Source organism: Luteibacter pinisoli, from assembly GCF_006385595.1.
Classification (GTDB): domain Bacteria; phylum Pseudomonadota; class Gammaproteobacteria; order Xanthomonadales; family Rhodanobacteraceae; genus Luteibacter; species Luteibacter pinisoli.
On record NZ_CP041046.1, the window covers coordinates 2,840,727 to 2,865,631 of the forward strand.

The 24,905-nt window shown below is 64.5% G+C and carries 23 protein-coding genes and 1 other RNA gene; 9 read left to right on the plus strand and 15 right to left on the minus strand.

Annotated elements, in window-relative coordinates; all coding sequences use genetic code 11:
- Nucleotides 1-24: 24 nt before the first annotated feature.
- From dnaJ to hrcA, 4 genes are all read right to left on the minus strand, one after another.
- Entirely contained in the window at nucleotides 25-1,158 is a 1,134-nt protein-coding gene (dnaJ, locus tag FIV34_RS12840; RefSeq protein ID WP_139983364.1) for a molecular chaperone DnaJ, read from the minus strand.
- 129 nt (nucleotides 1,159-1,287) lie between these two features.
- Nucleotides 1,288-3,210 (minus strand): molecular chaperone DnaK, encoded by a 1,923-nt coding sequence (dnaK, locus tag FIV34_RS12845; protein ID WP_139983366.1) that lies wholly within the window; start codon nucleotides 3,208-3,210, stop codon nucleotides 1,288-1,290.
- A 131-nt stretch (nucleotides 3,211-3,341) separates the two neighbouring features.
- Entirely contained in the window at nucleotides 3,342-3,875 is a 534-nt protein-coding gene (grpE, locus tag FIV34_RS12850; RefSeq protein ID WP_139983368.1) for a nucleotide exchange factor GrpE, read from the minus strand.
- 82 nt (nucleotides 3,876-3,957) lie between these two features.
- Nucleotides 3,958-5,016: a heat-inducible transcriptional repressor HrcA gene (hrcA, locus tag FIV34_RS12855; RefSeq protein ID WP_139983370.1), complete on the minus strand. Its 1,059-nt coding sequence runs from the start codon at nucleotides 5,014-5,016 to the stop codon at nucleotides 3,958-3,960.
- 131 nt (nucleotides 5,017-5,147) lie between these two features.
- Between hrcA and recN the strand changes: the two genes are divergently transcribed.
- A complete protein-coding gene (gene recN / locus FIV34_RS12860; protein WP_139983372.1) occupies nucleotides 5,148-6,818 on the plus strand; it encodes a DNA repair protein RecN in 1,671 nt (556 codons plus the stop codon).
- Here the strand turns inward: recN and FIV34_RS12865 are convergent.
- Nucleotides 6,815-7,444, minus strand: coding sequence for a response regulator transcription factor (locus tag FIV34_RS12865; protein WP_139983375.1), 630 nt, complete (start codon nucleotides 7,442-7,444; stop codon nucleotides 6,815-6,817). The genes recN and FIV34_RS12865 overlap by 4 nt on opposite strands.
- A gap of 91 nt (nucleotides 7,445-7,535) precedes the next feature.
- On the opposite strand from FIV34_RS12865, the gene FIV34_RS12870 reads away from it, so the two are divergent.
- Nucleotides 7,536-9,155, plus strand: coding sequence for an MASE1 domain-containing sensor histidine kinase (locus tag FIV34_RS12870; RefSeq protein ID WP_139983377.1), 1,620 nt, complete (start codon nucleotides 7,536-7,538; stop codon nucleotides 9,153-9,155).
- 305 nt (nucleotides 9,156-9,460) lie between these two features.
- On the opposite strand, the gene fur is transcribed toward FIV34_RS12870, so the two are convergent.
- Nucleotides 9,461-9,877, minus strand: coding sequence for a ferric iron uptake transcriptional regulator (gene fur, locus FIV34_RS12875; protein WP_139983379.1), 417 nt, complete (start codon nucleotides 9,875-9,877; stop codon nucleotides 9,461-9,463).
- Between the two features lie 75 nt (nucleotides 9,878-9,952).
- Between fur and FIV34_RS12880 the strand changes: the two genes are divergently transcribed.
- Entirely contained in the window at nucleotides 9,953-10,420 is a 468-nt protein-coding gene (locus FIV34_RS12880) for an outer membrane protein assembly factor BamE (RefSeq protein WP_139983381.1), read from the plus strand.
- A 6-nt stretch (nucleotides 10,421-10,426) separates the two neighbouring features.
- Here FIV34_RS12880 and FIV34_RS12885 read toward each other — a convergent pair whose 3' ends face one another.
- Together FIV34_RS12885 and FIV34_RS12890 are read right to left on the minus strand one after the other, a co-directional pair.
- Nucleotides 10,427-10,699 carry an RnfH family protein gene (locus FIV34_RS12885; RefSeq protein ID WP_139983383.1) on the minus strand — a complete coding sequence of 91 codons (273 nt, stop codon included), beginning with the start codon at nucleotides 10,697-10,699 and terminating at the stop codon, nucleotides 10,427-10,429.
- A complete protein-coding gene (locus FIV34_RS12890) occupies nucleotides 10,692-11,120 on the minus strand; it encodes a type II toxin-antitoxin system RatA family toxin (RefSeq protein ID WP_139983385.1) in 429 nt (142 codons plus the stop codon). Before FIV34_RS12890 ends, FIV34_RS12885 begins: the two co-directional genes overlap by 8 nt.
- Before the next feature lie 82 nt (nucleotides 11,121-11,202).
- Here FIV34_RS12890 and smpB point away from each other — a divergent pair, with 82 nt between their 5' ends.
- The 4 genes from smpB to FIV34_RS12915 all read left to right on the plus strand — a co-directional run bounded on the left by smpB (nucleotide 11,203) and on the right by FIV34_RS12915 (nucleotide 13,779).
- Nucleotides 11,203-11,703, plus strand: coding sequence for an SsrA-binding protein SmpB (gene smpB / locus FIV34_RS12895; RefSeq protein WP_139983387.1), 501 nt, complete (start codon nucleotides 11,203-11,205; stop codon nucleotides 11,701-11,703).
- Between the two features lie 87 nt (nucleotides 11,704-11,790).
- Nucleotides 11,791-12,183: a transfer-messenger RNA gene (gene ssrA, locus FIV34_RS12900) on the plus strand.
- Nucleotides 12,184-12,295: 112 nt separating this feature from the next.
- A complete protein-coding gene (locus FIV34_RS12905; RefSeq protein WP_139983389.1) occupies nucleotides 12,296-12,856 on the plus strand; it encodes a hypothetical protein in 561 nt (186 codons plus the stop codon).
- A 341-nt stretch (nucleotides 12,857-13,197) separates the two neighbouring features.
- The gene (locus tag FIV34_RS12915; RefSeq protein WP_139983391.1) at nucleotides 13,198-13,779 is read left to right on the plus strand and encodes a hypothetical protein; all 582 of its coding nucleotides are present in this window, start codon (nucleotides 13,198-13,200) and stop codon (nucleotides 13,777-13,779) included.
- A gap of 368 nt (nucleotides 13,780-14,147) precedes the next feature.
- On the opposite strand, the gene FIV34_RS12920 is transcribed toward FIV34_RS12915, so the two are convergent.
- The 3 genes from FIV34_RS12920 to FIV34_RS12930 form a co-directional block, all read right to left on the minus strand.
- A complete protein-coding gene (locus FIV34_RS12920) occupies nucleotides 14,148-14,450 on the minus strand; it encodes a hypothetical protein (RefSeq protein ID WP_139983394.1) in 303 nt (100 codons plus the stop codon).
- A gap of 292 nt (nucleotides 14,451-14,742) precedes the next feature.
- Complete coding sequence (locus FIV34_RS12925; RefSeq protein ID WP_139983396.1) at nucleotides 14,743-15,231, minus strand: SMI1/KNR4 family protein; 489 nt, start codon at nucleotides 15,229-15,231, stop codon at nucleotides 14,743-14,745.
- 129 nt (nucleotides 15,232-15,360) lie between these two features.
- Entirely contained in the window at nucleotides 15,361-15,765 is a 405-nt protein-coding gene (locus FIV34_RS12930; protein ID WP_139983398.1) for a hypothetical protein, read from the minus strand.
- A gap of 279 nt (nucleotides 15,766-16,044) precedes the next feature.
- Between FIV34_RS12930 and FIV34_RS12935 the strand changes: the two genes are divergently transcribed.
- Nucleotides 16,045-16,467, plus strand: a complete 423-nt coding sequence (locus FIV34_RS12935) for a hypothetical protein (RefSeq protein ID WP_139983400.1) — start codon at nucleotides 16,045-16,047, stop codon at nucleotides 16,465-16,467.
- A gap of 57 nt (nucleotides 16,468-16,524) precedes the next feature.
- On the opposite strand, the gene FIV34_RS12940 is transcribed toward FIV34_RS12935, so the two are convergent.
- On the minus strand, nucleotides 16,525-18,852 hold the full coding sequence (locus FIV34_RS12940; protein ID WP_139983402.1) for a YadA family autotransporter adhesin: 2,328 nt from the start codon (nucleotides 18,850-18,852) through the stop codon (nucleotides 16,525-16,527).
- A 23-nt stretch (nucleotides 18,853-18,875) separates the two neighbouring features.
- Nucleotides 18,876-20,762, minus strand: a complete 1,887-nt coding sequence (locus FIV34_RS12945) for a S8 family serine peptidase (protein ID WP_139983404.1) — start codon at nucleotides 20,760-20,762, stop codon at nucleotides 18,876-18,878.
- A 279-nt stretch (nucleotides 20,763-21,041) separates the two neighbouring features.
- Between FIV34_RS12945 and FIV34_RS12950 the strand changes: the two genes are divergently transcribed.
- Entirely contained in the window at nucleotides 21,042-22,838 is a 1,797-nt protein-coding gene (locus FIV34_RS12950) for a hybrid sensor histidine kinase/response regulator (RefSeq protein WP_139983406.1), read from the plus strand.
- On the opposite strand, the gene FIV34_RS12955 is transcribed toward FIV34_RS12950, so the two are convergent.
- Both FIV34_RS12955 and FIV34_RS12960 read right to left on the minus strand, forming a co-directional pair.
- Nucleotides 22,797-23,522, minus strand: coding sequence for a response regulator transcription factor (locus FIV34_RS12955; protein WP_246058613.1), 726 nt, complete (start codon nucleotides 23,520-23,522; stop codon nucleotides 22,797-22,799). The genes FIV34_RS12950 and FIV34_RS12955 overlap by 42 nt on opposite strands.
- A 173-nt stretch (nucleotides 23,523-23,695) precedes the next feature.
- The gene (locus tag FIV34_RS12960; protein ID WP_246058614.1) at nucleotides 23,696-24,898 is read right to left on the minus strand and encodes a glycoside hydrolase family 27 protein; all 1,203 of its coding nucleotides are present in this window, start codon (nucleotides 24,896-24,898) and stop codon (nucleotides 23,696-23,698) included.
- Nucleotides 24,899-24,905 lie beyond the last annotated feature (7 nt).

Consider the following 24,905-nt stretch of genomic DNA (forward strand, 5'->3'; position numbering starts at 1 on the left):
AAAACGAAGAGCGCCATCCTAATGTCAGGAGGTGACCTTGGACCAGAAGTCTTTGACGCCGTCCATGAAGCTGTTGGAGCGCGGCGTGTGCTTGGAGGCTTCTTCGCCCACGAACGTCGCTTCCAGCTGTTGCAGGAGTTCGCGCTGTTCCTTGGTGAGGCGGACCGGGGTTTCCACCACCACGGTGCAGATGAGGTCACCCGTGCCGCCACCGCGCACCGACTTCACGCCACGCCCGCGCAGGCGAACCTGCTGGCCGGTCTGCGTTTCCGGCGCGATGTTCACCGCCACTTCGCCTTCCAGCGTCGGCACCATCAACTCGGTACCAAGCGCCGCCTGGGCAAAGCGAATCGGCACTTCGCAGTAGAGGTCCACACCATCGCGCTGGAAGATCGCGTGCTCGCGCACCCGCACTTCCACGTAGAGGTCGCCCGCCGGCGCACCGGCCGGGCCGGCTTCGCCCTGCCCCGTGAGGCGGATGCGGTCGCCGTTGTCGACGCCGGCCGGGATACGCACGGATAGCGTGCGCTCTTCCTCGAGACGGCCTTCGCCACGGCACTTCTTGCACGGCTTGTCGATCTTCTGGCCGGAGCCGTGGCAGGTCGGGCAGGCCTGCTGGATGGAGAAGATGCCGTTCTGCATGCGCACGCGGCCGTGGCCGGCGCAGGTGGAACAGGTGGAGACCTTGCCGTCTTCCGAGCCCGTGCCGTTGCAGTGGTGGCAATTGACCTGCGTGGGCACTTCGATCTTCTTCTCGATGCCGAACACGGCTTCTTCGAGATCGAGTTCCATGATGTAGCGCAGGTCCGCGCCACGGCGTGCGCGCTGGCGTCCACCGCCACCGCCGCCACCGAAGATGTCGCCAAAGATATCGCCGAAGATGTCGCCGACGTCGCCGAAACCGGCGCCACCGCCACGACCGAAGCCACCGCCCTCGAAGGCGGCATGGCCGTACTGGTCGTACGCCGCGCGCTTCTGCGCATCAGCGAGGACGTCGTAGGCCTCCTTGGCTTCCTTGAATTTGTCGATCGCTTCCGGATCGTCCGGATTGCGGTCAGGGTGGTACTTCATCGCGACGCGACGAAAGGTCTTTTTCAGATCACCCTCGGTGACGGTGCGTTCCACACCAAGGATCTCGTAGTAGTCGCGTTTGCTCATGTTGCGTGTTGCGTTCCCTGGACGGACAAACGCGCCGAAGGCTTTCACCCCGGCGCGGTCGCGTCATGATGACATCAGATACATGGCACGGAACCCGTTCCGTACCATGCATCCCCACCGTAAGGCCGATTACTTCTTGTCGTCCTTGACTTCGGTGAACTCGGCGTCGACCACATCATCCGGCTGGGCCGAACCACCGCCCGGTGCCGACTGCTGCGAGGTATCGGCCGAACCACCCTGGGCCGCCGCGTACAGCGACTGGGCGACCTGCTCGAGGTTGGCGATCTTCGCTTCGATAGCCGACTGGTCGTCACCGTCCTTGGCCTTCTCAAGCTCGGACACGGCGCCGTCGATGCTGGCCAGCTGCTCGGCCGGGATCTTGCCACCGTGCTCCTTCAGCTGGGTACGCGTCTGGTGCACGAGCTGGTCGGCCTTGTTGCGCACCTGGACGAGGTCGTGGAACTTCTTGTCCTCTTCGCGGTTCGCTTCGGCATCGGCCACCATGCGCTGGATCTCGTCCTCGGACAGGCCCGAGCCCGCCTTGATTTCGATCTTCTGTTCCTTGCCGGTGTCCTTGTCCTTCGCCGACACGTGCAGGATGCCGTTGGCATCGATGTCGAAAGTGACTTCGATCTGCGGCGTGCCACGCGGGGCCGAACGGATACCCGACAGGTCGAACTTGCCGAGCGACTTGTTGGCGTTCGCACGCTCGCGCTCGCCCTGCAGGACGTGCACGGTGACGGCGGTCTGGTTGTCGTCAGCCGTGGAGAAGGTCTGCGAGGCCTTGGTCGGCACCGTGGTGTTCTTCTCGATCAGCTTGGTCATCACGCCACCCATCGTCTCGATACCGAGCGACAGCGGGGTGACGTCGAGCAGCAGCACGTCCTTGACGGTACCGCCCAGCACGCCGCCCTGGATCGCGGCGCCGACGGCGACGGCTTCATCCGGGTTGACGTCCTTGCGCGCTTCCTTGCCGAAGAAGTCCTTCACGGCTTCCTGGACCTTGGGCATGCGGGTCTGGCCGCCAACGAGGATCACTTCGTTGATGTCCGAGATCTTCAGGCCGGCATCGTTCAGCGCGGTGCGGCACGGGTCGATCGTGCCCTTCACCAGGTCTTCCACCAGCGACTCCAGCTTCGCGCGGGTCAGCTTGATGTTCAGGTGCTTCGGGCCCGAGGCGTCAGCGGTGACGTACGGCAGGTTCACATCGGTCTGGTGCGCCGAGGAGAGCTCGATCTTCGCGCGCTCGGCGGCGTCCTTCAGGCGCTGCAGGGCCAGCTGGTCCTGCTTCAGGTCGATGCCCTGCTCTTTCTTGAACTCTTCCACGAGGTAGTCGATGACGCGGTTGTCGAAATCTTCGCCGCCCAGGAAGGTGTTGCCGTTGGTGGCGAGCACTTCGAACTGCTTCTCGCCGTCGACGTTGGCGATCTCGATGATCGAGACGTCGAACGTACCGCCGCCGAGATCGTACACGGCAATCTTGCGGTCAGCCGTCGAGGTCTTGTCGAGGCCATAGGCCAGCGCGGCCGCGGTCGGCTCGTTGATGATGCGCTTCACGTCCAGGCCCGCGATCTTGCCGGCGTCCTTGGTGGCCTGGCGCTGGCTGTCGTTGAAGTACGCCGGCACCGTGATCACGGCCTCGGTGACGGACTCGCCCAGGAAATCCTCGGCGGTCTTCTTCATCTTCATGAGGACCTTCGCGGAGACTTCCTGCGGGGCCATCTTCTTGCCGTCAGCGGTCTCGACCCAGGCGTCGCCGTTGTCGTGGGCGACAATGCCGTACGGGACGAGCTTGATGTCTTTCTGCACTTCAGCGTCGGTGAACTTGCGGCCGATAAGGCGCTTCACCGCGTAGAAGGTGTTCTTGGGGTTGGTGACAGCCTGGCGCTTGGCCGGCGCGCCAACGATGACTTCGTTGTCCTTGGTGAACGCCACGATGGACGGCGTGGTCCGATCGCCCTCGGCGTTTTCGATGACGCGAGCCGTGGAACCCTCCATGACAGCGACGCAGCTGTTGGTGGTACCGAGGTCGATGCCGATGATCTTGCCCATGATGAAATGCTCCGAATTTCAATGCGGCCCCCGCGGCCGCGACTGTGTTTGAAGGTGGGGCCGGAGGGCCCTGATTCAATGCCTGGTGAGACACCCTGCCGGCGCACAAACGGCGCCAGGCGGGGCTTTGTTCAGTTGTCCTTGACGACGGCGACGAGCGCCGGTCGCAGCAGACGGTCGTTCAGTACGAAGCCCTTCTGGACCACGGCCACGACGGTGTTCGGTGCGTGTTCGGCCGAGTCCACCGCGCTGATCGCCTGGTGGTGGTCCGGGTTGAACGGCTGGTGCAGCGGATCGACCAGCACCAGCCCGTTGGACGAGGTGACCTTTTCCAGCTGCTTGAGGGTGATCGCGAGGCCTTCGCGCAACGTCTTGGCGTCGGCGTTCTCGTTGGACAGGCCCAGGGCCAGGCCGTCGTACACCGGCAGCAGGTCGCCCAGCAGCTTCTCGTTGGCGAAGCGGCGGGCCTGGTCCAGGTCACGCTGGAGGCGGCGACGCTGGTTTTCGATCTCCGCCCGCTCGCGCAGCACGGTATCGCGCGCACTGGACAGCTCGGATTCGAGGGCCGCCAGCCTGGCGGTCAGCGCGTCAAGGTCCGCATTGACGCTGTTATCAGCGGCGCTGTCCTGCGCCGGATCCGTCGCGTGGGGATCGTTGTTCTGCATGGTTACTCCAAATGTGAGCTTACGGCCCCCGCGAGGGGACCGAACATTCGCGGGAAATACTAAACCCGCCTCCCGTGGCGGTTTATGAGGTCGCTACGGCGCGATTCAAGGCATCGCTGAGCAATCCGGCCGTGGCTTGTACCACGGGGATGACCCGTTCATATGCCATACGCGTCGGTCCAATAACTCCGATCGCGCCGAGCATCCGCCCGCTGGTGCCGTAGGTGGCCGTGACGATGCTGCAACCGTCCAGGGCCGAAAAGCCCGATTCCTCGCCGATAAACAGGCGCACGCCCGGTGCCTTGACGCAGTTTTCCATCAGCTGGAGAAGCTCGCGCTTCTGCTGGAAGGCGTCGAACAGGTCGCGCAGGCGGTCGATATCGGCGAGCTCGGAATAGCCCATCAGGTTGGTCTGGCCGCTGACCAGGACATCGTCCGTCCCTTCGTCACCGAAGGAGGCGGTGGCCAGCTCCACGGCGCTGGCGAGCAGGCGGTTCAGTTCACCGCCGGCTTCGCGCAGTTCCGCGGCCAGGTGGGCACGGATATCCGCCAGGCGGAACCCGGCGAAATGGGCATTCAGGTAATTGGCGGCCTGCTCAAGGTCGCGGCCCTCGATGGGCCGGGACAGCTGGACCACGCGGTTCTGCACCTGGTTATCCGAGAACACCAGGATGACGAGGACCCGGGCATCCGGCAGGTTCACGAAATCGATATGGCGCAGGGGGAAGTCGCCCTGGCGCGGGACGCTGACCACGCCGGCGAAGTGGGTCATGGCCGAGAGCAGGTTCGAGACATTGCCCAGCAGGTCGCGCGTGGTCGTCTGGTGCGGCGGCAGGCCGCCCTGCAGGCGCGCCATGTCGTCGCGCGGCAACGGCTTCAGCTCGAGCAGGCTGTCCACGAACAGGCGCAGCCCTCGCGGCGTCGGGATACGCCCCGCCGAGGTGTGGGGGGACGCCACCAGGCCCGCCTCTTCGAGGTCGGCCATGATGTTGCGGATGGTCGCCGGGCTGACTTCCAGGCCAGAGGACTTCGCCAGGGTGCGTGAGCCGACGGGCTCGCCGTCTGACAGGTACTGGGAAATCAGGGTACGCAACAGCCGGCGCGCGCGAGCATCAATGTCTTGGCCAGAAAACGGATTCATGCGCGAGAGTGGGCTGGGTCGGGTATCAGGCGCTATCAATAAGGTCTGCGGCCCTGGCTTGCAAGTCTCGGTTCCTGCGACGCCGCTCCCGCTACAATCGGCGAGATTCCTTTTTCGCCACTCCGGTGCCCATGCTCACCTCGCTCTACGTCCGCCAGTTTGCCGTCGTTGAAGAAGCCGAGGTGGCCTTTGGCCCCGGGCTGACCGTGGTCAGTGGCGAAACCGGCGCGGGCAAGTCCCTGCTGGTGGACGCTTTAATGCTCCTGGCCGGCGCACGTGCCGATAGCGGCATGGTCCGCGCCGGCAGCGACCGCGCCGAGCTGGCCGCCGAATTCGACCTGGCCGGCCTGCCCGAAGCCCTGGGCTGGCTGCGTGAAGAAGCCCTGGACGACGGCGAGACCTGCCAGCTGCGCCGGGTGATCCGCGCCGAGGGCAGCTCGCGTGGCTGGATCAACGGCCGCCCGGCCTCCCTGGCGCAGATGTCCGCGCTGGCCGCGCTGATCGTGGAGATCCACGGCCAGCACGAGCACCAGGCCCTGCTTTCCCGCCAGCACCAGATGGCCCTGCTCGACGCCTTCGCCGGCAACGAGGAGGCCCAGGCCCGTGTTCGCGACCTGGCGAAAGCCTGGCGCGACGCGGTGGCGAAGATTCGCACGCTGTCCGGCGGTGACGACCGCGAGCGCCAGATCGAGCTGCTCGCCCACGAGCTGGAAGAACTGGACCGCTGGGCCCTCGCCCCGGCCGCGCTGGACGACCTCGAGGCCCAGCATCGTCGCCTCGCCAACGCCGGCCGGCTGGCCGAAGGCGCCAACGGCGTTGTCGAGCTGCTGGATGGCGAAAGCGAATTCGCCATCGGCCGCGCCTTGCTCCGCGCCCACGCCGAGCTTTCCCGCCTGGCCGAGCTGGACGCCACGCTCACCCCCACGCTGGAACTGCTCGACAGCGCGCAGATCCAGGTCGGCGAAGCCGTCGACGGCCTCAGCCGCTACGCGCAGGACGTGGAGCTCGACCCGGAACGCCTGGCCGAGGTGGACACCCACCTGACCCACCTGCACGACCTCTCCCGCCGTTACCGCCTGCCGATCGGCGAGCTCACCGCGAAGGCCGAGGAACTGCGCGAGCGCCTCACCGAACTGGAAGGTGCCGGCGATGCGCTGGAGCGCCTCGGCCGCGAACGCGACCGCCTGCGCGGCGATTACGACACCGCCGCCGCGGCGCTTTCGAAGGCACGCGCGGAAGCCGCCGCACGCCTCGGCTCGTCCGTCGCGACGCTAATGGGCGAGCTGGGCATGGCCGGCGGCCGCCTTGAGGTATCCCTCGAACCTGCCGACGGCGACGACCCGGATCCGCAGGGTCGCGAGCGTTGCGAACTGCTGGTCAGCGCCAACCCCGGCCAGCCGCCGCGCCCGCTGCGCAAGGTGGCCTCAGGCGGCGAACTGGCACGCATCAGCCTGGCCATTGAAGTGGCCACGCTGGGCAACGACAACATCGGCTGCATGATCTTCGACGAAGTGGACACCGGCATCGGCGGCGCCGTGGCCGAAGTGGTCGGACAGAAGCTGCGCGCCCTCGGCGAGCGCGTGCAGGTGATGTGCGTGACCCACCTGCCCCAGGTGGCGGCGCAGGGTCACAACCACCTGCGCGTGGCGAAGGAAAGCGACGGCGAATCCACCCGCACCCGCATCCAGGCCCTCGACGCCAGCGGCCGTCGCGAAGAAATCTCGCGCATGCTCGGTGGCGTGGAGATCACCAAGGAAACCCGCGCCCACGCCAAGAAGATGCTCGACCGCGCCCAGGGCTAGGTGCGGATCAACCCCCGCTCCTGCGCCATCCGATAAAGGTCCAGCTCCGACCCGGCATTAAGCTTGTTCATCACCGCCGCCCGGTGGATGTAAATCGTCTTCTGCCCAATCCCCAGCTCCGCCGCCACCTGCTTCGGTGCGCGGCCGGCCGCCAGCAACAGGAACACCTCGCGCTCGCGCGCGGTCAGGCGGCTGAAGGGATCCAGGTCCTGCGACGACCGGCTCGAACGCCGCTCGCGCAGGTCCGAACTCAGGTACTGGTCACCGGCCAGCACGGCACGCAAGGCCGCCACCAGCTCTTCCGGCGCCACGCCCTTGGTCACGTAACCGCGGGCACCGCGGCGCATGGCTTCGGAAACGTAGGGCTCGCCGTCGTGCATGCTCAGCACGACGATCCGCATGTTCGGCTCGATGCTGCCCAGGTGCTCGATCAGCGGAAGGCCGCTGCCGTCCGGCAACGAAAGATCCACCGCGACCAGGTCCGGGCGGTGCTGCGTGACAGCGTCCACGGCTTCATCGGCATTGCGGGCTTCGGCGACCACGTCCAGATCAGGTTCCAGCTGGATCAGCCGCTTGAACCCTTCACGGACGATGGCGTGGTCATCTACTAGGACGATTCTTGGCATGGGGCAGAATGTAACAGTACTGGCACGAATGTGCGCCCATGCCCGGATTCCGCGTCAGCGCGCCACATCCGCCGTGTAACATTCACCGTCTATGCGCCTTCGCTCCCTCTTCCGCTTCGCCGGACCCCTGATTGCCATTGCCTATGCGCTGGCGTGGGTGCTGCTCTGGCCGACCGAGCAACCCTACTGGGTGCTCCCGTTCGGCCTGCGTTTTGGCGCGCTGCTGCTGACCCGTACCCGCGACTGGTTCTGGATCCTCGGTGGTGAAATCGCCGCCAGCGCGTTCTGCGAATGGCGCAGCGGCCTGCCGATCGGGGGCGCCGGCTTCGTCCTGGGCGATACCCCCGAGCCGCTGATGGTCGGCGCCTGCCTGTGGTTGCTGCGCCGGGCGCACCTCCACGCCAGCCTGAATACCCCCGAAGACGTCGCCCGCCTGCTGCTCTCGGCCATGGTCACCGCCACGGTGGCCACCGCGGGCAACGCCGCGATGATGGCCTCGCTGCATCCAGCCGCCCCGGTGGAGATGCTCGGCACAACCTTCGGCAGCGACCTGCTCGGCAATTACCTCGGCGTGCTGCTCGTCGTCCCGGTGATGGTGCTGGTGTTTCGCGAGCGACCGACGCAGACCGCACTGGCCGAACTGCTGCTGGACGGCCTGCTGGTGATGCTGCCGTCGCTGGCCATCCTGGTGACCCTGGCCGAGTATTCGCCCCAGCCGCAGTTCGCCCGCGTGCTCTCGCTGGCCCCGGTGCTGTTCTTCGCCTTCCGCCACGGCTGGCGTGGCGCCGGCCTGGCCATGCTGATCACCAGCGTGGGCCTGAACGTCACCGAGGACATGATCGGCCGCGGCGCGCCCACGGCGGCCGCCCACCTGTTCCTCGCCGTGGCCGGTACCGGCACGCTGATGCTGGGCGCGGCCACCGACGCCCTGCGCCGCAGCAGCGAACGGGTGGCCCAGCAGAACACCCACCTGGCCGCCGCCAACCAGCGCCTGGACCAGTTGGCCCGGCAGCTGCGCGACGCCGCCCGCGGCAACCTCCAGGCCGAAGAAAACCTGCGCCGACACATGGCCGCCGAGCTCCACGACGAGCTGGGCCAGAACCTCACCGCCATCCAGACCCACCTGAAGCTGGCCCAGAACCGCCTGGGAGACGCCGGCCTGGACGACATCGGCAGCGCCGTGAACGGCATCCTCGGCCACATGCGCCGGGCCCTGCATAAGATGCTGGACAGCCTGCGCCCCTCGGTGCTGGACGAATTCGGCCTGCTGCGCGCCCTGGACGAGGGCCCGATCCGGGACATGCTCACGGCCGCCGGCATCCACTACGTGACCGACCTGCGCGGCGAGCCCCGCCTGCTGGACGATGACACCCTGACGGCCATCTATCGCGTGGTGCAGGAAAGTGCGACCAACGTGGTCCGCCACTCCGGCGCCAAGGAATTGCGACTGCGCCTGCGCATCGGCATCCGCGATAGCGGCCCGGTGGCTGTCCTGGACATTCGTGACGACGGCCATGGCCTGCCCTCCACCCCGCGCCCGGTCCGCACCGACGGTGGTGGCCGGGGCCTGCAGGGGATGAGCGACCGGATCACCGCCCTGGGCGGCCTGTTCCGGATCGTTCCGGAGCCCATCGGACTGCACCTGCGCGTGCTGCTTCGCAGCACAAGTATCGGAACTAGCATAGGAAATTTTCCGATACCGGGTTCGTGAACACTTCGTTACGATTCTTCCATCGATGTGGGGGAGCCGCCGTCGAGAGACGGTGAGCCCGAGTCGATCGTGGGGACGATCGGCTCGAAGAGGCGACAGGATGTCAGCCTCGCCGGCGTCGGGTAGCGAACCGGGATTTGCGAGCAACTCGCGGTCCACGAACTACCCGGCATCCGGATAAGCCACCGGTGGACAGGAGTCCACCGGTGGCGTTTTTATTTGGGGCCCCGGCACACCGGAAGCCACCAGACAGGCAACAAAAAAAGGCCCCTCTCGAGGGGCCTTTTTCTTGTCAGCGCAGGGGCTTAGCGCCCTTTCTTCTTGGGCCGCACATACAGGACCAGGCTATGGTCCTCGATGACGTAGCCATGCCGCTCGGCGATCTCGTGCTGGAGGCGCTCGATCTCCTCACTTATGAACTCGATGACCTTTCCGCTGTCAACGTCGATCATGTGGTCATGATGCTTGCCACGGTCCAGCTCGTAGACGGCCTGCCCGCCTTCGAAGTTGTGCTTCATCACGATGCCGGCCGCCTCGAACTGGGTCAGCACCCGATACACGGTGGCAAGCCCAATGTCTTCCTGGTGCGCTAGCAGGCGCTTGTAGATGTCTTCGGCCGTGAGGTGGCGCTCTTCCGCCTCCTCGAAGACCTGCAGGATCCGCATGCGCGGATGGGTGACTTTAAGGCCCGCTTTGCGGAGCTCTTGGGTTTCCTGGTCCATGTCAGACCTCTTCTCGCGGTGCCGTCAGGCGCTTAGTGTATCATCGCTGGCTTCACGATCTGGACGCTTCAACGCATGCAAAAGCAGCTCATCCGCACGCTGGGTTTGGTCCTTCTGGCAACGGCCGTCTCCGGCTGTGCCCTCGTCTATACCCCCGACGTGCAGCAGGGCAACCTGCTCGACAAGAAGAACGTCGACCAGCTGCAGCCCGGCATGACGAAGCGTCAGGTCCTGGTCCTGTTGGGTACGCCCTCGGTCATCTCGCCCTTCGATAACGACCGCTGGGACTATGTCTCGACGTTCTCGCATCGTGGCAAGCCGATGACCACGCGCACCCTGACGCTTTCCTTCAATAACGACACCCTGGTCCGCACCGAGGGCGACTTCTTCAAGCAGGATGCCCAGCAGCTGCTGGAAGACTCGAAGAAGTACAAGTCCAACCCGATTGAAGACGCCAAGGGTGACAAGAACACCAGCGCCAACGACAAGAAGGACGACGGTGGCATCTTCGGCGGCGGCTCGTCGGACGACGACAAGAAGTAAGGCAGCCTACTTACCTGCCCTCCGGCGCCTGGCTTCCATCGGATCCAGCGTCAGGGGGCGGTAAAGCTCCACCCGGTCGCCCTGCCCCAGCACGTGGCCGGGCTCGACCTTCTTCCCAAAGATGCCCACGCGCAGCGGGGTGGCCTGAAGGCCCGCCGGCAGCCGCGGCATCGCCAGCTCCACGGCCTGCCACGCCGTCGTCCCCTGGCGCACGGCCAGCGCGACCACGGCCTGGCCCTCCGGCCCGGCATACGCCACCTCGACGGACAGCTCAGCCATACTGGCGGCGCGCCTCGTCGCAGAAGTCGTCCACCATCTTGTTTGCGAGCTGCTGGAAACCCATCTTCAGCACCGAGCCGCCAAGGCCGGCGTAGTCGAAATCCAGGGCCAGGGCGATCTTGCAGCCGACATCGCCCAGGGCCTGGAAGGTAAAGACGCCGTCCAGCGAGCGGAACGGGCCTTCGACGAAGTTCATGGTGAGCCGCTCGGGGCGCTCCATGGTGTTGCGGGTGGTGAAGTCCTGCTTCATCCCGGCGAACTTCAGGTCCAGCCGGGCCACGAGCACATCGCCTTCGCGCTCGATGATCGAGGCGGCGGCACACCAGCCGAAGCGCTTTGGGTATGCTTCAACGTCATTGACCAGGTCGAACATCTGCGCGGGCGTGAAAGGCACGATCGCACTGCGGCGGATTTCAATCACTGGATAGACCTCGTCTTAGTTTTGCCGGCTCACGGACCCGCCGGCCTCGTATCAGGGACCGATTCAGGCGATTTTAGCGGACATGGCAAAAGCGAAGGCAAAGGACACGGAAAAGGAAGGCGGCGGCACCATCGCGCTGAACAAGCGCGCGCGCCACGAATACCACATTGACCAGCGCTTCGAGTGCGGCATGGCCCTGGAAGGCTGGGAGCTGAAAGCCCTGCGCGCCGGCCGCGTCAACTTCGGCGAAGGCAGCTACGCGATCATCCAGCACGGTGAGGTGTTTCTTGTAGGCACCCAGATCCCGCCGCTGATCAGCGCCTCCACCCACGTGGTGGCCAACGACCGCCGCACCCGCAAGCTGCTCCTGCACCGCGAAGAGATCGACCGCCTCATCGGCGCCGTCGAGCGCAAGGGCTACACCCTCGTCCCCACCGCCCTCTACTGGAAGGCGAACAAGGTGAAGTGCGAGATCGGCCTGGCCAAGGGCAAGCAGGAACACGACAAGCGCAACTCCGACAAGGAGCGCGAGTGGGCTATCGATAAGCAGCGGGTGATGCGTAGCCATAACCGCATGGGTTAACGCCTGCACACCGGCGGGAGGGACGCCCATTGTGGGTGCCCTGCCCCGGCCATATACTGTTACACGTAGTCACACAACGTTTTCCCCGGGGATGTCCTGGTTTCGACGGGGGTAGTGCGATCTACTGGTGCATGCCGAGGGGGCAGCTTTCCTCGTTAAACCAGCCGCAAAACATATAGTTGCCAATGACAACTACTACGGTGACAACTCGGTGGCTCTCGCCGCCTAAGCTGTCCGGCCCCTAAAAAAGGCCAAACCCCCGAACCGGTCTTGTGCTCATGCTCGCCGGTGTAGGGTCACTATCATGAGACCGCTGAAAGACCCTCCGCCTGTGGGTCTGACGCTAGATCAATCAGGTATGTCCGCCGGTGCGCTTAGCACGCCGTGCTGTCGGCGGACGAGACTTAACGGTGAGCTAAGCATGTAGATCTGGAGATTAAACGCCTTCGGACGCGGGTTCGACTCCCGCCATCTCCACCAATGCAGGCCTGCAAGTGATTGAATCGCTTGCAGGCCTTTTTTGTTGATGGGGCTGGAAAGGGGTGGATGGGGTACGGTTGGTCCGTTTTTGGTCCATTTTTTCGGAGGGAAAATGGTCAATCCAGACCTGGTCGTAAAGCTAGTTTCCGATGCCTCTAGCGCTTGGACGCCGTGGCTCGATTTTCTAAAGACCATTGGCGCGACGCTGACGGGTGCAGTGATTGCCCTCTGGACCTCGCGCTACATGGACCGCATAAAGGCGCGAGAGACGTTAAGAAATCTCGCCGGTGCTGCCGCGGCAGAACTTGTGGCTTCGCGGATGCTCTTCGACCAGCAAGTCGATGCCGCGCAGGAGCACGACCAGGAACACAACTGGGACACCATTACCTACTCGTCTCTTCCGGAAGATCCAACTCCGCTGGTGCGCGCTGCTGGCCTCCAGGCTGGACAGTTTCCACCGCATATAGCGGCCTCCTTAGCGGAGTTCATGCTGCTCCAGCGCCAGTTCCGGCAGCAGTTGGAAATCCTTCAGAAGATGCACTCCGAAGGCGTGCTCACAGAGAAGAAAAACAACGGCCGACGATTGGCATTAGGGTCCGTAGCGATGCGCATGAAGGCGTCGCTCGATGAGCTCGCTCAAAAACTTATCGAGTTCAGCTCGAGCGGTTCGTAGCGATTCGGAGTACGGAGCCGTGCAGATTTCGAGTCAGGTGAACAAGGGCTTTGCAGCGCCGTTTTATCCTCTTTTTTTAGGGAACACCCTTTCGTGATACCCGGAAGAACCCGGGTGTCCGCGCGGAAATTTTAGGGGGTTCCCATACCAGACCCGACACATGTTCGCGTCGACACTACTATCTGCCGACGAGAACCCGGTTTGGGTGGCAACAATGATGGGCCACAAAGACTGGGCCATGATCATCAAGGTGTACGGCCGCTGGATCCCCTCGATCGCCCCTGACGCGGGGAACAAGGTTGCGGCACCATGGGCGGCAACTGAGGCTCCGGAGAATGGGGTTGGCCAACCATGAGATCCGCCTACGCGGGTGGCAAACGCTGCAGTTTCGAGACGCGGCCGCAATCCTGACGGGTTACGCCGACGTCGAGCGACATCCTCAGCTACAGCAATTGCCGGCGAAGGTGCGAAACCTTCGAACAAGGGACCTGAAACCGCTCCTCGAGCTGCGCCAGGCGGCAATCCTATGCTATGGCGTGGCTCAGGTGCTCGACGTTCCCGTCCACCTTGCTCAATCAGAAGCCGACGACTATGACTTCGTGGCCGGCTATCGGATCGACGGCACGATCCACTACGTCCCACTGCAAATGAAGGAACTGGTCCCGAGCCATCTGAACGGCCAGGCGACCCTGCAAGCCGAGCTCGATAAACTCAAGGCGAAGTACCGGTCGTCCCGCGACCTGGTCGTCGGTGTGCACATCAATCGCCGAGTCGAGCTGGTCCTAAACGAGCTCGACCTGTCTGACCTCAACATAGGCGAACTATGGCTCTTTGGCTCAGATCGGCCGGACGGGTCCGAATGGTTCGCCGTTGGAAACCTGCTAGGTGCAAGCCCGAAAGAAGTCCGCTTCAGCATCCCCTGAACAGTCCGTTTTTCGTCCGAGCACGACGCAAACTTTTGATTCTTTGAGCGTAGCCGCGGGTTCGACTCCCGCCATCTCCGCCAATCCGGCCGCCTGAGTGTTCAGCTCACTTCGGCGGCTTTTTTGTGGGCGATGCCTGCCCATCGACGATTGCTAGCGCGGAAGGCGTATCAGTCCGCACGCCGTCGGGCCGGACGCCCACGGACTCGAAGGACATGGCGCAACGGTCTACGTGCATGTGGAACTGAGATGGCCGTTCCTGCTTTCCGTAGAACGTTCGCCAAACAGCCACTCCGCCGGTGAACCCAAGATCATCACAAAAAGAAGCGCCCGCGCAACGCGGGCGCTTCTCTCAAAAGGCGCTGGACTCAGTACTCAAATTCAACATTAAATTTCCCATCGCTACGAAGGTCGAAATGACACTTTTTAAAGAACCCCTTCTCTTCGTCGCGGACGAGTCGGGCGAGCTCGTAAACGTAACGAGCCAGCATCGGTACGCCGGTCAAATATCCCGCTGGCTTATCAGTCTGGCCATTCCAATAAGAAACAACGGCGTCTACACGACTCCCTTCAAGGCTCGCATCAACCAAGATACGAGTCCAAGGGGGACGTGCGCTTGAAGTCAAAGCCTTCCCCATTGCCTCGTAGCACTCGATCGCGTCACTAAACATCTGTAACCACCCGGTTGATTGAGGAGGATCGTCGTCACTGGAGCCTGTCCATTCACGCTACGTATCACCTGAATTTCATTCGGACGCGTCGTGTAGTTGCCTTCATAGAAAACTCGCTGGAACTGTGCATTAACCGTGTTGTTTGGATCTGCCCTGGTGGTTTCCTTTGACCCTACCCCCGACAAGCGTGTCGTCGACGTCCACATGATGGTCTTCGACCAGGCCAATGGCGAGTGGACGCTCCGTAACGAATCCACCATGAAGGCCAAGCTGGCCGGTGTCGGGGCACCATCTAAGACTTAAGGTCGCTCAGGAAGTCCGGATCAATCCAAACCGATATGACCTGCCCTGGCGCGAGTACAACCGACGCGACGTCAAACAGCTCCAGTGCGCCCATGAACTCCTCAAAAGACTTGGCGATCCTAGTGAGAGCAGCCATCCCGTCTATTTCATGATCATAGAAATAGACGGCGGCATCATCTGACCGCGCCATACAAACAAAATTTCCGCCCTCCGCGAACGCAAAAGGGAAGAACGCTCTTGTGACGCTCGGCGACAGGAACTCGGCTTGTCTAGATATGTCGCTTAAGGCGATGAACTGGGTAACCCCCGAATGATTTTTGCTGGAAATGCGAAATGAGTTGTTCGGTGGCACGACGCCGTCGTGGTCCTTGACGAACATGACAAAGGCCCGCGCAAATTGAACCGATAGCGAGGACTGCACCGCTGCGATCATCTCATCGTCGAGACGGATGTCAGCCTTTTCGATCATCAATTTCATTGATCCCCCAGAGTACGGCGCATCTACGACACATGCCAAAAGCCACTTGAGCTATTGGCCGGTGCGCAGGTTTCTCGGCAACGCATCAACGAGGATGTGCTCTATCAACGCTGCCAAATACACACACCGTCATATCTCGACATCCGGATTCGATCTGTCCACATCGTCACTTCCGAAATAGCGCGTTAGCAACCGAGCCTCGTCATCAGGACCCGGAAAACCATCCTCGAATTCGTCGGGATAAAGGAAGTCGATGGTGAAGTCGTCATTGTCAATGATAAGGCACATCATCATCCAAGGCTTATCGCCTTCGCTACGACCCCATTCTTCCCAAAAATCGTAGACATTCTTCACTACGGGTTCGGGCGGGAAAACACAGCGAATCTGAGGATTCCCCCTCTCGATATAGAACAGAGTGACCGTAATGAACCCGTCCTCAGCGTGAGCGAGCAACGCAATCCGCCCACTCGCATTCTGAGCCAATGCACGGGCGGCGCCGCCCATCTCCTGATAGTACTGCTCGACTGTTGCCATGATTCCTCATCGCTTTGTGAATCGATCGCACATTTGAAGCTGAAGCCGCGGCTTTCCGTCCACGGTATATCTGAGGATCAGCGAGCTCGGGCTCATCGAGTTACGAGCGTACTGCGGGAACATGTCGACAGTCACCTTCCTAAATTCCGATCCAGCGGCTCCGGCGCTTAGACTCCAGGGCCATAAGACGTCATCCATTTGTGGTTGACCTTCCGCATAAGTCAGCGGACGATCGTTCAGCCCTCTCACGGGCGGGGGACCAACCTAGGGAGTTTCATCATGCTGAGAAAGCTCATCGCCTGCGCTGCCCTCGTCGCGAGCGTCGCATCCTTCGGGGCTGAGGCGGCCGACGGCTTCAAGGTCGACCTATCCGTATCACGTGGCGGCATCGTCATTGGCCAGCCCAGCATCCAGGTCAAGGCCGATCTAAACGCGGATTTGACCATCACGCCTCCCGGCTCTCCGGCAGAGGCCGCTGTTCGCCTGGTAGTTTCCGTTGCCCCTACCCCCGACAAGGGTGTCGTCGACATCCACTTGATGGTCTTCGACCAGGCCCATGGCGAGTGGACGCTCCGTGCCGAGCCCACTATGAAGGCCAAGCTCGGAAGCGACGTCCAGCTCAAGGTGGGGACCAAGGGCCTGGCTCGGGCAGCTTCACCCATTGATGTCACGGTGAAGATCGCTGCTGCCAAGCTGACTTGAATAGAAACGTTTCCGCTACTGAAGCAGCGACCCATGAGGGCCGCTGCTTCGAGCGCATCACCAGCTAATACCCGCACCCACCCCCACCGTACTCTCCGACCCAGAGCTCGACGCCCCAATCGAAACGCTAGCCCGGTTCTGATGGAACGCCCGCTGGTACCCCACGGCCACGGCTGACTGCCCGCCGTAGTTCCCGGCACCCACGCCGACGCGGTTCTCGCCGGAAAGCCCCGACGTATTCATGCTCATCTGCGACAGCGCCGTGCCCATGGCGCCGACGCGGTCGAGGCGTTGGTTCACCTGGTGGAACTGGTCGTCGACATGGCTGCGGAAGGTGTCGAAGTCGGCCCGGCTGACGCCGTTGGTGATCTTGCTGTCGGTGTACGCGTTGGCCCGCGCCAGGGTCTGCTGATCACCGGTATCGGCGTACGACTTGGCCGTAGCCAGCGCCTGGTCCACCTGGCTGACATTGGCCGCATCGGTCGGCGCCGTGCCCGCGGCGACGTTTACCACCCGGCGCTGGTTGCCGGCGGCACCCACCGACACCGTGTTCGCCTGGTCGGCGACGGAGCCGGCGCCGAGCGCGACGCTGTTCTGTGCCGTCGCCGATGCGCCCTGCCCGATCGCCGTGGCCGAGGCAGCGGTCACGGAAGTATCCGCACCGACGGCCACCGCATTGGTGGCGGCAGCGGACACCGTGGCATTACTGCCCACCGCGACGCTGCCGTCAGCGCCGATCGTCGCGTGGTGACCCACAGCCGTGTCGCGGGGATCCGTGGCCATGCTGTTATCGCCCACCGCAAGGCCGTTACCGCTGCCCGAGGGCACCTGCGGGCCCGAGCCCGGCGAGCCGCCGCCCGGCAGGCTGCCCATCTGGTTGCGGATATCCGCGATCCCGCGCAGTGCACTGTCGAGCACGCCATCCACGGCAGCAAACGCATCGCCCGCGTTGCTGTAGCTCGTCCCCTGGATCGCGTACGCAGGCGGCACGAAGCCGGTAAGGCCCATCTGCGCACCACCACCGAAGGCGCTGGCGAAGGCCGCGTTCACCGCCGAATCCCCCACACTCACCTGGCCGATCGCCGCTTCGAGCTGGCCGACGTTCACGGCATCGGTCGCGCCGACGCCCGCACCCACGTTGGTGATGCGACGGGTAAAGGCCGGGATCTTCTCGCCATAGCGATTGGTCATCGTGCCGTCGCTACCCACCGTCACCACGCCGACTTCGTCCGTGGCCGAGTTCATGCCCAGCGCGACGCTGTTGGCGCCATCGAAGCCCACGCTGGCGAAGTGGCCGAGCGCGACGGATTCATCGCCCTTGGCCATGGCCAGGTCACCGATGGCGACGCTGTTGGTGCCGTAAGCCCAGGTCGACGAACGGTCATCACCACCAATCGCGATGGAGTTCACACCCGTGGCGGCGGCGTTGTAGCCGATCGCCGTATTGTTCGCTTCCTGTGCGTACGAGTAGGTACCGATGGCAATACTCGCGTTGCCTTCCGCACGCGAATGGCCGCCGATTGCCGTGGCGCCGTCGTTCAGGGCCATGGCCGCCGCACCAATCGCCGTCGATTCAAAACCGGTGGCCTGGGTGAGGTCATACAGGCCCGGGAAGATCTGCGACGGACCACCGATGGCGGTGGAGCTTTCGCCCGTGGCGCTCGCCGCCGTGCCGATCGCGGTCGCGTTGTCCGCCATGGCGGCGGCTTCACTACCCACCGAGAGCGAACCGAAGCCATAGCTGCCGGACAACGCGCCAATCGCCACGGCTTCGTCGCCCTGGGCCTGGGCGCTCGCGCCAAACGCCATCGCGAGGTTACCCGCGGCCGTGGTCACCTGGTCGCTGATCGGCGTACCGCCGCTATCCACGGCCACGCCGCCGATGGCGATGGTGCCGGCGTTACCCGCCGTGGCGCCCGTGCCCATGGCCATCGCATTGGTGCCCGACGCCGAAGCGCCGAAACCGATGGCGCTGGCATAGTCACCGGCGGTGTTCGCGGACTGACCGAGCGCGAGGCTACCCGCACCCTGCGCAATGGCGCCGGTGCCCACAGCCGTGCTACCGGTGTCGAACGCCACCGCGCCCGAACCGATCGCCGTGGCGTCGTCGCTACTGGCCAGCGCGTTCGCGCCCACCGCCACGCTGTGGTAACCGTCTGCGTAGGCGTCATCACTACCATCGCCTGCGCCGTTGGAGGCGAAGTAACCCGAGGTCGTGACATCGGCGGCGGAAAGCACGCGCTGTGAGGGGCCCAGACGCGGTGCGGTGGTCAGGGGTGCGGCAGCCTGCACGCTGCCGCAGGCCAGGGCGAGCACAACAGCGGCAACAAGCGTGCGCCGGGCGCCCAGCACGGGGCGCACGCGGGAAGTCGAAATGCGGTTCATCGAAAACTCCGTAGTAGAAGGGATCAGGGGGCGATGAAGCTCGCCTGCACGCTGAGGTTCTGGGCATCCTTGACGCCGAGGACGCGGAGGAAATACGTGCCCGCCGCCGGGCGCGCGAGCACGACCGATTCGGCATTGCCGGCATGGGCGGAGACGTAGTCGTAGCTGGCATCGGCCGGGCGATCGCCCACCTTCACCTGCAGCGTGACGTCACCCGATCCGCCAAAGGTGCGGATCACCAGGCTGCGTGCGCCCGCGGGGACGTCGATCTTGTAGTACGTGGACACGCCGGCGAAGCTGCTGACGCCGGTCAGCAACGCGCCGTTGCTCAGCTGCGGCGTATAGCTGTCACCCAGTACCGCCATCTGCACGGCGGCGCCCGCATCGACGATGCCTGCACCGGCCGGCGTCGCCGCAGGTACCGCGATCTTCGGCTTGTGCGCGGTCTGCTTCAGCACGGCGAGGACCTGGGCCGGGCTCAGCAGCGGCTGGCTGGAGGCAAGGCGCGCGCTCTGCATCAGTGCCACGGTGCCACTGACGTGCGGCGTGGCCTGCGAGGTACCCGCGTAACCGCCGTAGGTCGGATCACCGACTACCGTCTCGCCTGCATTAAGCGCCTGGTACACGAAACCGGAGGACGCCCTGAGGCCACTGCTGGCATCGTTGACGTAGACACCGCCACCCGGCGCCGCCACCGCGACAGGCTTGCCGAAGTTCGAATAGAACGCGAGGCGGCTGCTGATGCCGACCGAGGCCACGGTAATCGCACCCGGGCAGCTGGCCGGCGAGTAGTACGTCGCATCGTCACCGGAGTTACCCGCGGCCACGACAACCACGGCGCCCAGCGCGTTCGCGCCGGCGATCGCCTGGCCCATCGGGTCGTCGGCGCTGCACTGGCCCTGGCCACCCAGGCTCATGTTGATCACCTGGGCGGGATGCGTGTTATCCGGCACGCCGTCGACATGGCCACCGGCGGCCCAGAGGATGCCGTCGGCGATGTCGCTGTCGTAGCCACCGCAATGGCCCAGCACGCGCACCGGCAAGACCTTGGCGTGGTACGCGACGCCGGCCATGCCCAGCGCATTGTTGGTCAGCTCGGCGACGGTGCCGGCCACATGCGTGCCATGCCAGGAGCTGGGTTCCATCAGGCAGTTGTCCGACCACGGTTCCTCGGTGGTCCAGTCACCCGTATCCCAGCCGCCGGGGACGCGGCCCTCATCGGCACGGCCGGAGACGAACGGATCGGTGATGAAGTCGTACCCGGCGTCCGCCAGCGAGGTATCGAGGTCCGGGTGTGCGGTGATGCCGGTATCGACGACGGCGACGGTGATGCCGCTGCCATCGGCCAGCGACCACGCGCCCGCGACGTTCGAGCCGCCGAAGTTCGGCACGGCGTCATCGGTGTCGGCGGTGCCGTCCGGCGCGCGCAGGTGCCACTGGTCCTTCAGGTAGTAGGTGTCGTCAGGGACGAAGGCATCGTCCGCGCGCAGGTCCTTCACCGCGTGCCGCATGCGATCCGGCACGATCGACTTCACCGACGGATCCGCGGCCATGCGCGCCAGGAACGAGGCCGTCTGGGTCGCGTCGAGCTTGCGCGAGAGCTTGATCAGGCTCGCGCCGATACCCAGCTTGCGCATGTGCGTGGCGACCGGCGCCGCGGCACGGGCACCGCTGGCCGTCGTAAAGCTCATCTTGCCAAGGGCGACAGCGGCGACCTGTGCCGCGGACTGTGCACTACCCTGCGCGGCGGTGCCGTCGCGGTAGGTGACGATGAAGCGGTCGAAGGACGCCTGCGGCGCGGTAGCCGCCCCGATGAGGCGCTGCGGAAGAGCGGACGGCTGCGCGGCGAAGGCCGGCAGCGATGTCGCGAGGGCAAGTGCGCCGATCAGGCGCAAGCGTAGGCAATGCATGGTGCGGTGATCTCCCCGATATGGTTGAAGTGGCGCCGCGTTTGCTCCTTGCCTGCCCGTGGTCCCCCAACCCGTCGTCCGTGTGTCTTGCAGCGCGTTGGCGAACGTATGACAAACCGATGGCACGATCACGCACCGTCACTGTCGGAAACTGTCGAAAACTCACCGATGGGATGTCGCACGCCATGCCACCATCGGCGTTGACAGTTTTGGTGCGTGAGTCGCGAGGCGTTCCGCCCTATAACTGCACCTTCGAATCTTTTTTGCGTTGGAGAGCGCGTGACGACACCCATCCTTCGGCCGGCCGTCCGCTGGCTGCGCGCGATCCCTGGTAACGACGACACCGCCCGCGGCAACGGCGTGGCGCTACAGCTGCTGATGATCATGATCGGCGTGACGCTGCCGCTGATCTGGCCCTACCGCATCGCCGCCCTCACCAACCCGCTAACGCAGGCGGACTGGCTGGACCTGGCCACCGATACGATGGTGGTGCTGGCGGCGTGGATCGGCGTGGCGCGCATTCGTCGCGGCTTCGTGCAAGGCGCGACGCGCCTCTTCATCGCCGCCATGCTGCTGTCGCTGGTCACCACGTACCTGGAGCGCGGGCTAATCAGCTCCATGCTCGACCAGACGTACGTGGTGCTGTCGATCGTGCTGGGCGGCCTGATCCTGGGCCGACAGGCGCTGTGGCGGCTGTACGGCACGGTGATCCTGCTGTTCTCTGCCGCGGCTAGCGTGGATGTGATGCGCTTCGCCGCGCGCGGTGCGGAGCACCCGATGATGGGCGCGGTGAACGTGCTTCCCCTGGCGCTCAGCTATCTGGCGATCACCCTGGTGCTCGACCAGTGCGTCTCGACGCTGCGCGGTAGCATTCGGAGCGCCGAACAGCGCGGCATCCGCCTGGCCGAGACCAACCGCGTGCTCGAAGCGGAGATCGCGGCCCACCAGAAGTCCCGCGAGCAGCTGATCCACGCGCAGAAGGTGGAAGCCGTCGGCCGGCTCGCGGGCGGCGTGGCCCACGACTTCAACAACATCCTCAGCGTCATCGAGGGCTATGCCGAGGCCCGGGAGGATAGCGATGACCCCGCCGTCCTGCGTTCGGCCCTGTACGGCGTAGCGGCCGCGGCGCGGCGCGGTGCCGCCATCAGCCGCAAGCTGCTGAGCTTCGGGCGGCGCGACGTGGCCCGCGTGGAAGTGATCGACCTGAAACGCAACCTGCGCGACGTGAAGCACGTGCTGCGCCAGTTGTTCAGCCATTCGACCACGCTGGGCGTGGAGGTTTCCGAAGATGCCCGCTACATCCGCTTCGACCCCGAGCAGCTGGAGCTGATGATCCTGAACATCGCCGCCAACGCGCGCGATGCGATGCAGCCCGACGGCAGCTTCGATATCCGCGTCACGCCCGCCTCTGGCGGCCGCGTGCGCATGGCCTTCCGCGACAATGGGCACGGCATGCCCGAGAGCGTACGCCGCGAGGTCTTCGAACCCTTCTTCACCACCAAGCCCGCGCACTCCGGTAGCGGCCTGGGCCTGGCGGTAGTGCACGACCTCGTCCGCGGCTGTGATGGCTCGATCGCGGTAGAAAGCCAGGAGGGGTACGGCACCACCATCTTCATCGAACTCCCGGCCGTGACCATGCCGGCGGGTTCGGACCTCCTTGCGGGGCCGCTGGTGCACACGCTGCTGGTGGAAGACGAGGACGTGCTGCGCGAAATGTGGCGCAAGCGGCTGGAAGCGGAAGGCCATCTTGTGGTCGAGGCTGGCAGCGCAGCCACGGCGCTACGCCTGGCCTCGGAGCTCGCGCATAACCTCAACCTCGTCATCACCGACCTGCGCCTCGGCGATAACGAGCCGGCGTCCTGGGTCGAGGATCTCCGCGTTAGCCTGCCGGACGTACCGCTGCTGGTCGTCTCCTCGCACTTCCCGCCTTCGATCTACCAGGCGCATGCGGTGGGCATCCTGCACAAGCCGTGCTCGCCGGACATGCTGGTGGCCGAAGCCGGACGCCTGCTGGATAGCTCGCGGCGAGGCGCCCTACATGGTGAAGACGTAGCCACTGCCGCGCACCGCACTTAATGGCAGCACGAGGCCCACATGCCGGGCCACCTTGCTGCGCAGCCGGTAGACGAGCACTTCGATGCGGTGGGGATCGAACTGCTCGTCACCGCCCATGGCAGTGATCAGGGTCTCGCGGCTCACGGGCTCGCCGGGCGCATGGAGCAGCGCACGGAGCATGGCGCGCTCATGTGCCTTCAGCGCGACGGAAACGCCGCTGGGCGCCACCAGGCACCATCCCTGGTTATCCAGGCGCCATGTGGGCGCGGCGGATGGAACAGACGGTCCCGGCCGCGACGGCGGCCGAAGCCGACGCATCAGGTTCCGAAGGGTGGCCGCGAGCTCGTGCATCACGACCGGTTTGGCCAGATAGGCGTCCGCACCGTTGGATAAGCCACGCAGGCGATCTGCCTGGGTGTGGCGCCCCGAAAGAATCACGATGCCAATGCGGGACTGCGCGTACAGCCGCTCCGCGATGGAAAACCCATCGCCATCCGGAAGCCCCACGTCGAGCACGACGATGTCAGGCTCGTCACGGTCCAACACGCCATCCAGCTCGCGCGCCGTGCCAACGGCCGACACGCGGAAACCGAAATCCCGAAGGCTCGGCGCCACCAGCTTGTCGCGTAATACGTCATCGTCTTCCACGACGACGATGTGAGGAATCCCCTCTTCGTCCAGGGCCTCCCCTGCCCCGGCATCCACCCGTCGATTCACCATGCAGCCAACGTACCCGCACCGAAAGAACCTGCGCTTTGATAGCAGGTATGCAAAGCGATGGATAGGCTGATTTCAAAAAAGACGTCGTGGAACGTCATTAGCGTTTAGGAGCTTTTTTTACATCGACCGGGCCGTCTGGCCCGGTCGATGTCGTGACATCACTTGATGCGGTACATCACCGTCGCATGCGGATCGAGCTTCGTCTTGATCGAGCCATCACCCTTGGCGTCCGTATGGGCCCAAAGGTCGCGCATGGTGTACGAACCACCCGCTTTCAGCCCGATCTCGGTAGCCGCAACGGTCACGTCCTTCGCCGCATCGCCCTCGTTGAAGACGGCTACGGCGCGCCCGCCATCCTTCAGCGGCTTGACGATCACGTGGATGCCGTCGGCATCGCGGACCTGGTGACCCTGCACGCCCAGCGGATCCTGGTCGATGGCGATGACATCCTTGTTGAGCAGGATCTTCAGCGCTTCCGGCTTGATCGTGCGCAGGTCGGTGCCGATGAGCAGCGGCGAGGCCATGATCGACCACAGGCTGAAGTGACTGCGGTACTCGACGTCCGTCATGCCGCCGTTGCCGACCTCGAGCATGTCGGGATCGTTCCAGTGGCCGAGGTGCGCGTACTTATCGAGAACCACGTTCTCCTTGAAGATCTTCAGCATCGAGGCGTAGTTGTCGCTGATGTCACCGGTGGTGCGCCACGAACCGGCGTTCACCGGCGGCTTGCTCGCCCACAGCCAGGGCTTGTTCTCGCCCCACTCGCACATGCTGAAGAAGATCGACCGGCCGCTGCTGCGCAGGGCTTCCGCCATGTCGGTATAGCGCTTGTGCGCATCGATCTTCTGGTTATTGCAGTTGTCGTACTTCAGGTAGTCGACCTTCCAGGACGCAAAGGTCTTCGCATCGTCCTTCTCGTGGCCCAGGCCACCCGGGAAGCCGCGGTCTTCCTGCAGCGGCTCGCAGGTGGACGTGCCGGCGCTGGAGTACAGGCCGAACTTCAGGCCACGCTGGTGGATGTAGTCCGCCAGCGCCGCAATGCCGCTCGGGAAGCGCTTCGGGTTCGGCACGAGATGGCCGTCCTTGTCGCGCTGCCAGTTCGCCCAGCAGTCGTCCACGTTCACGTAGCGGTAGCCAGCGTCCTTCAGGCCGAGGGTCTCGAACTTGTCGGCGATGCCGCGGATCATGGCTTCGTCGAACTCGGCGCGGCAATGCGTCGAGTTCCAGTTATTGAAGCCCATCTGCGGCAGCAGGTCCGCGGTGTCGGCCGCCTGCACGGGCGCGGTGGCGATGCCCGCCGCGCACATGAGGGTGCCAACGATCGCACTGCGAAGAGTGGTTGCCAGGTGATTCCGCATCATTCGCTCC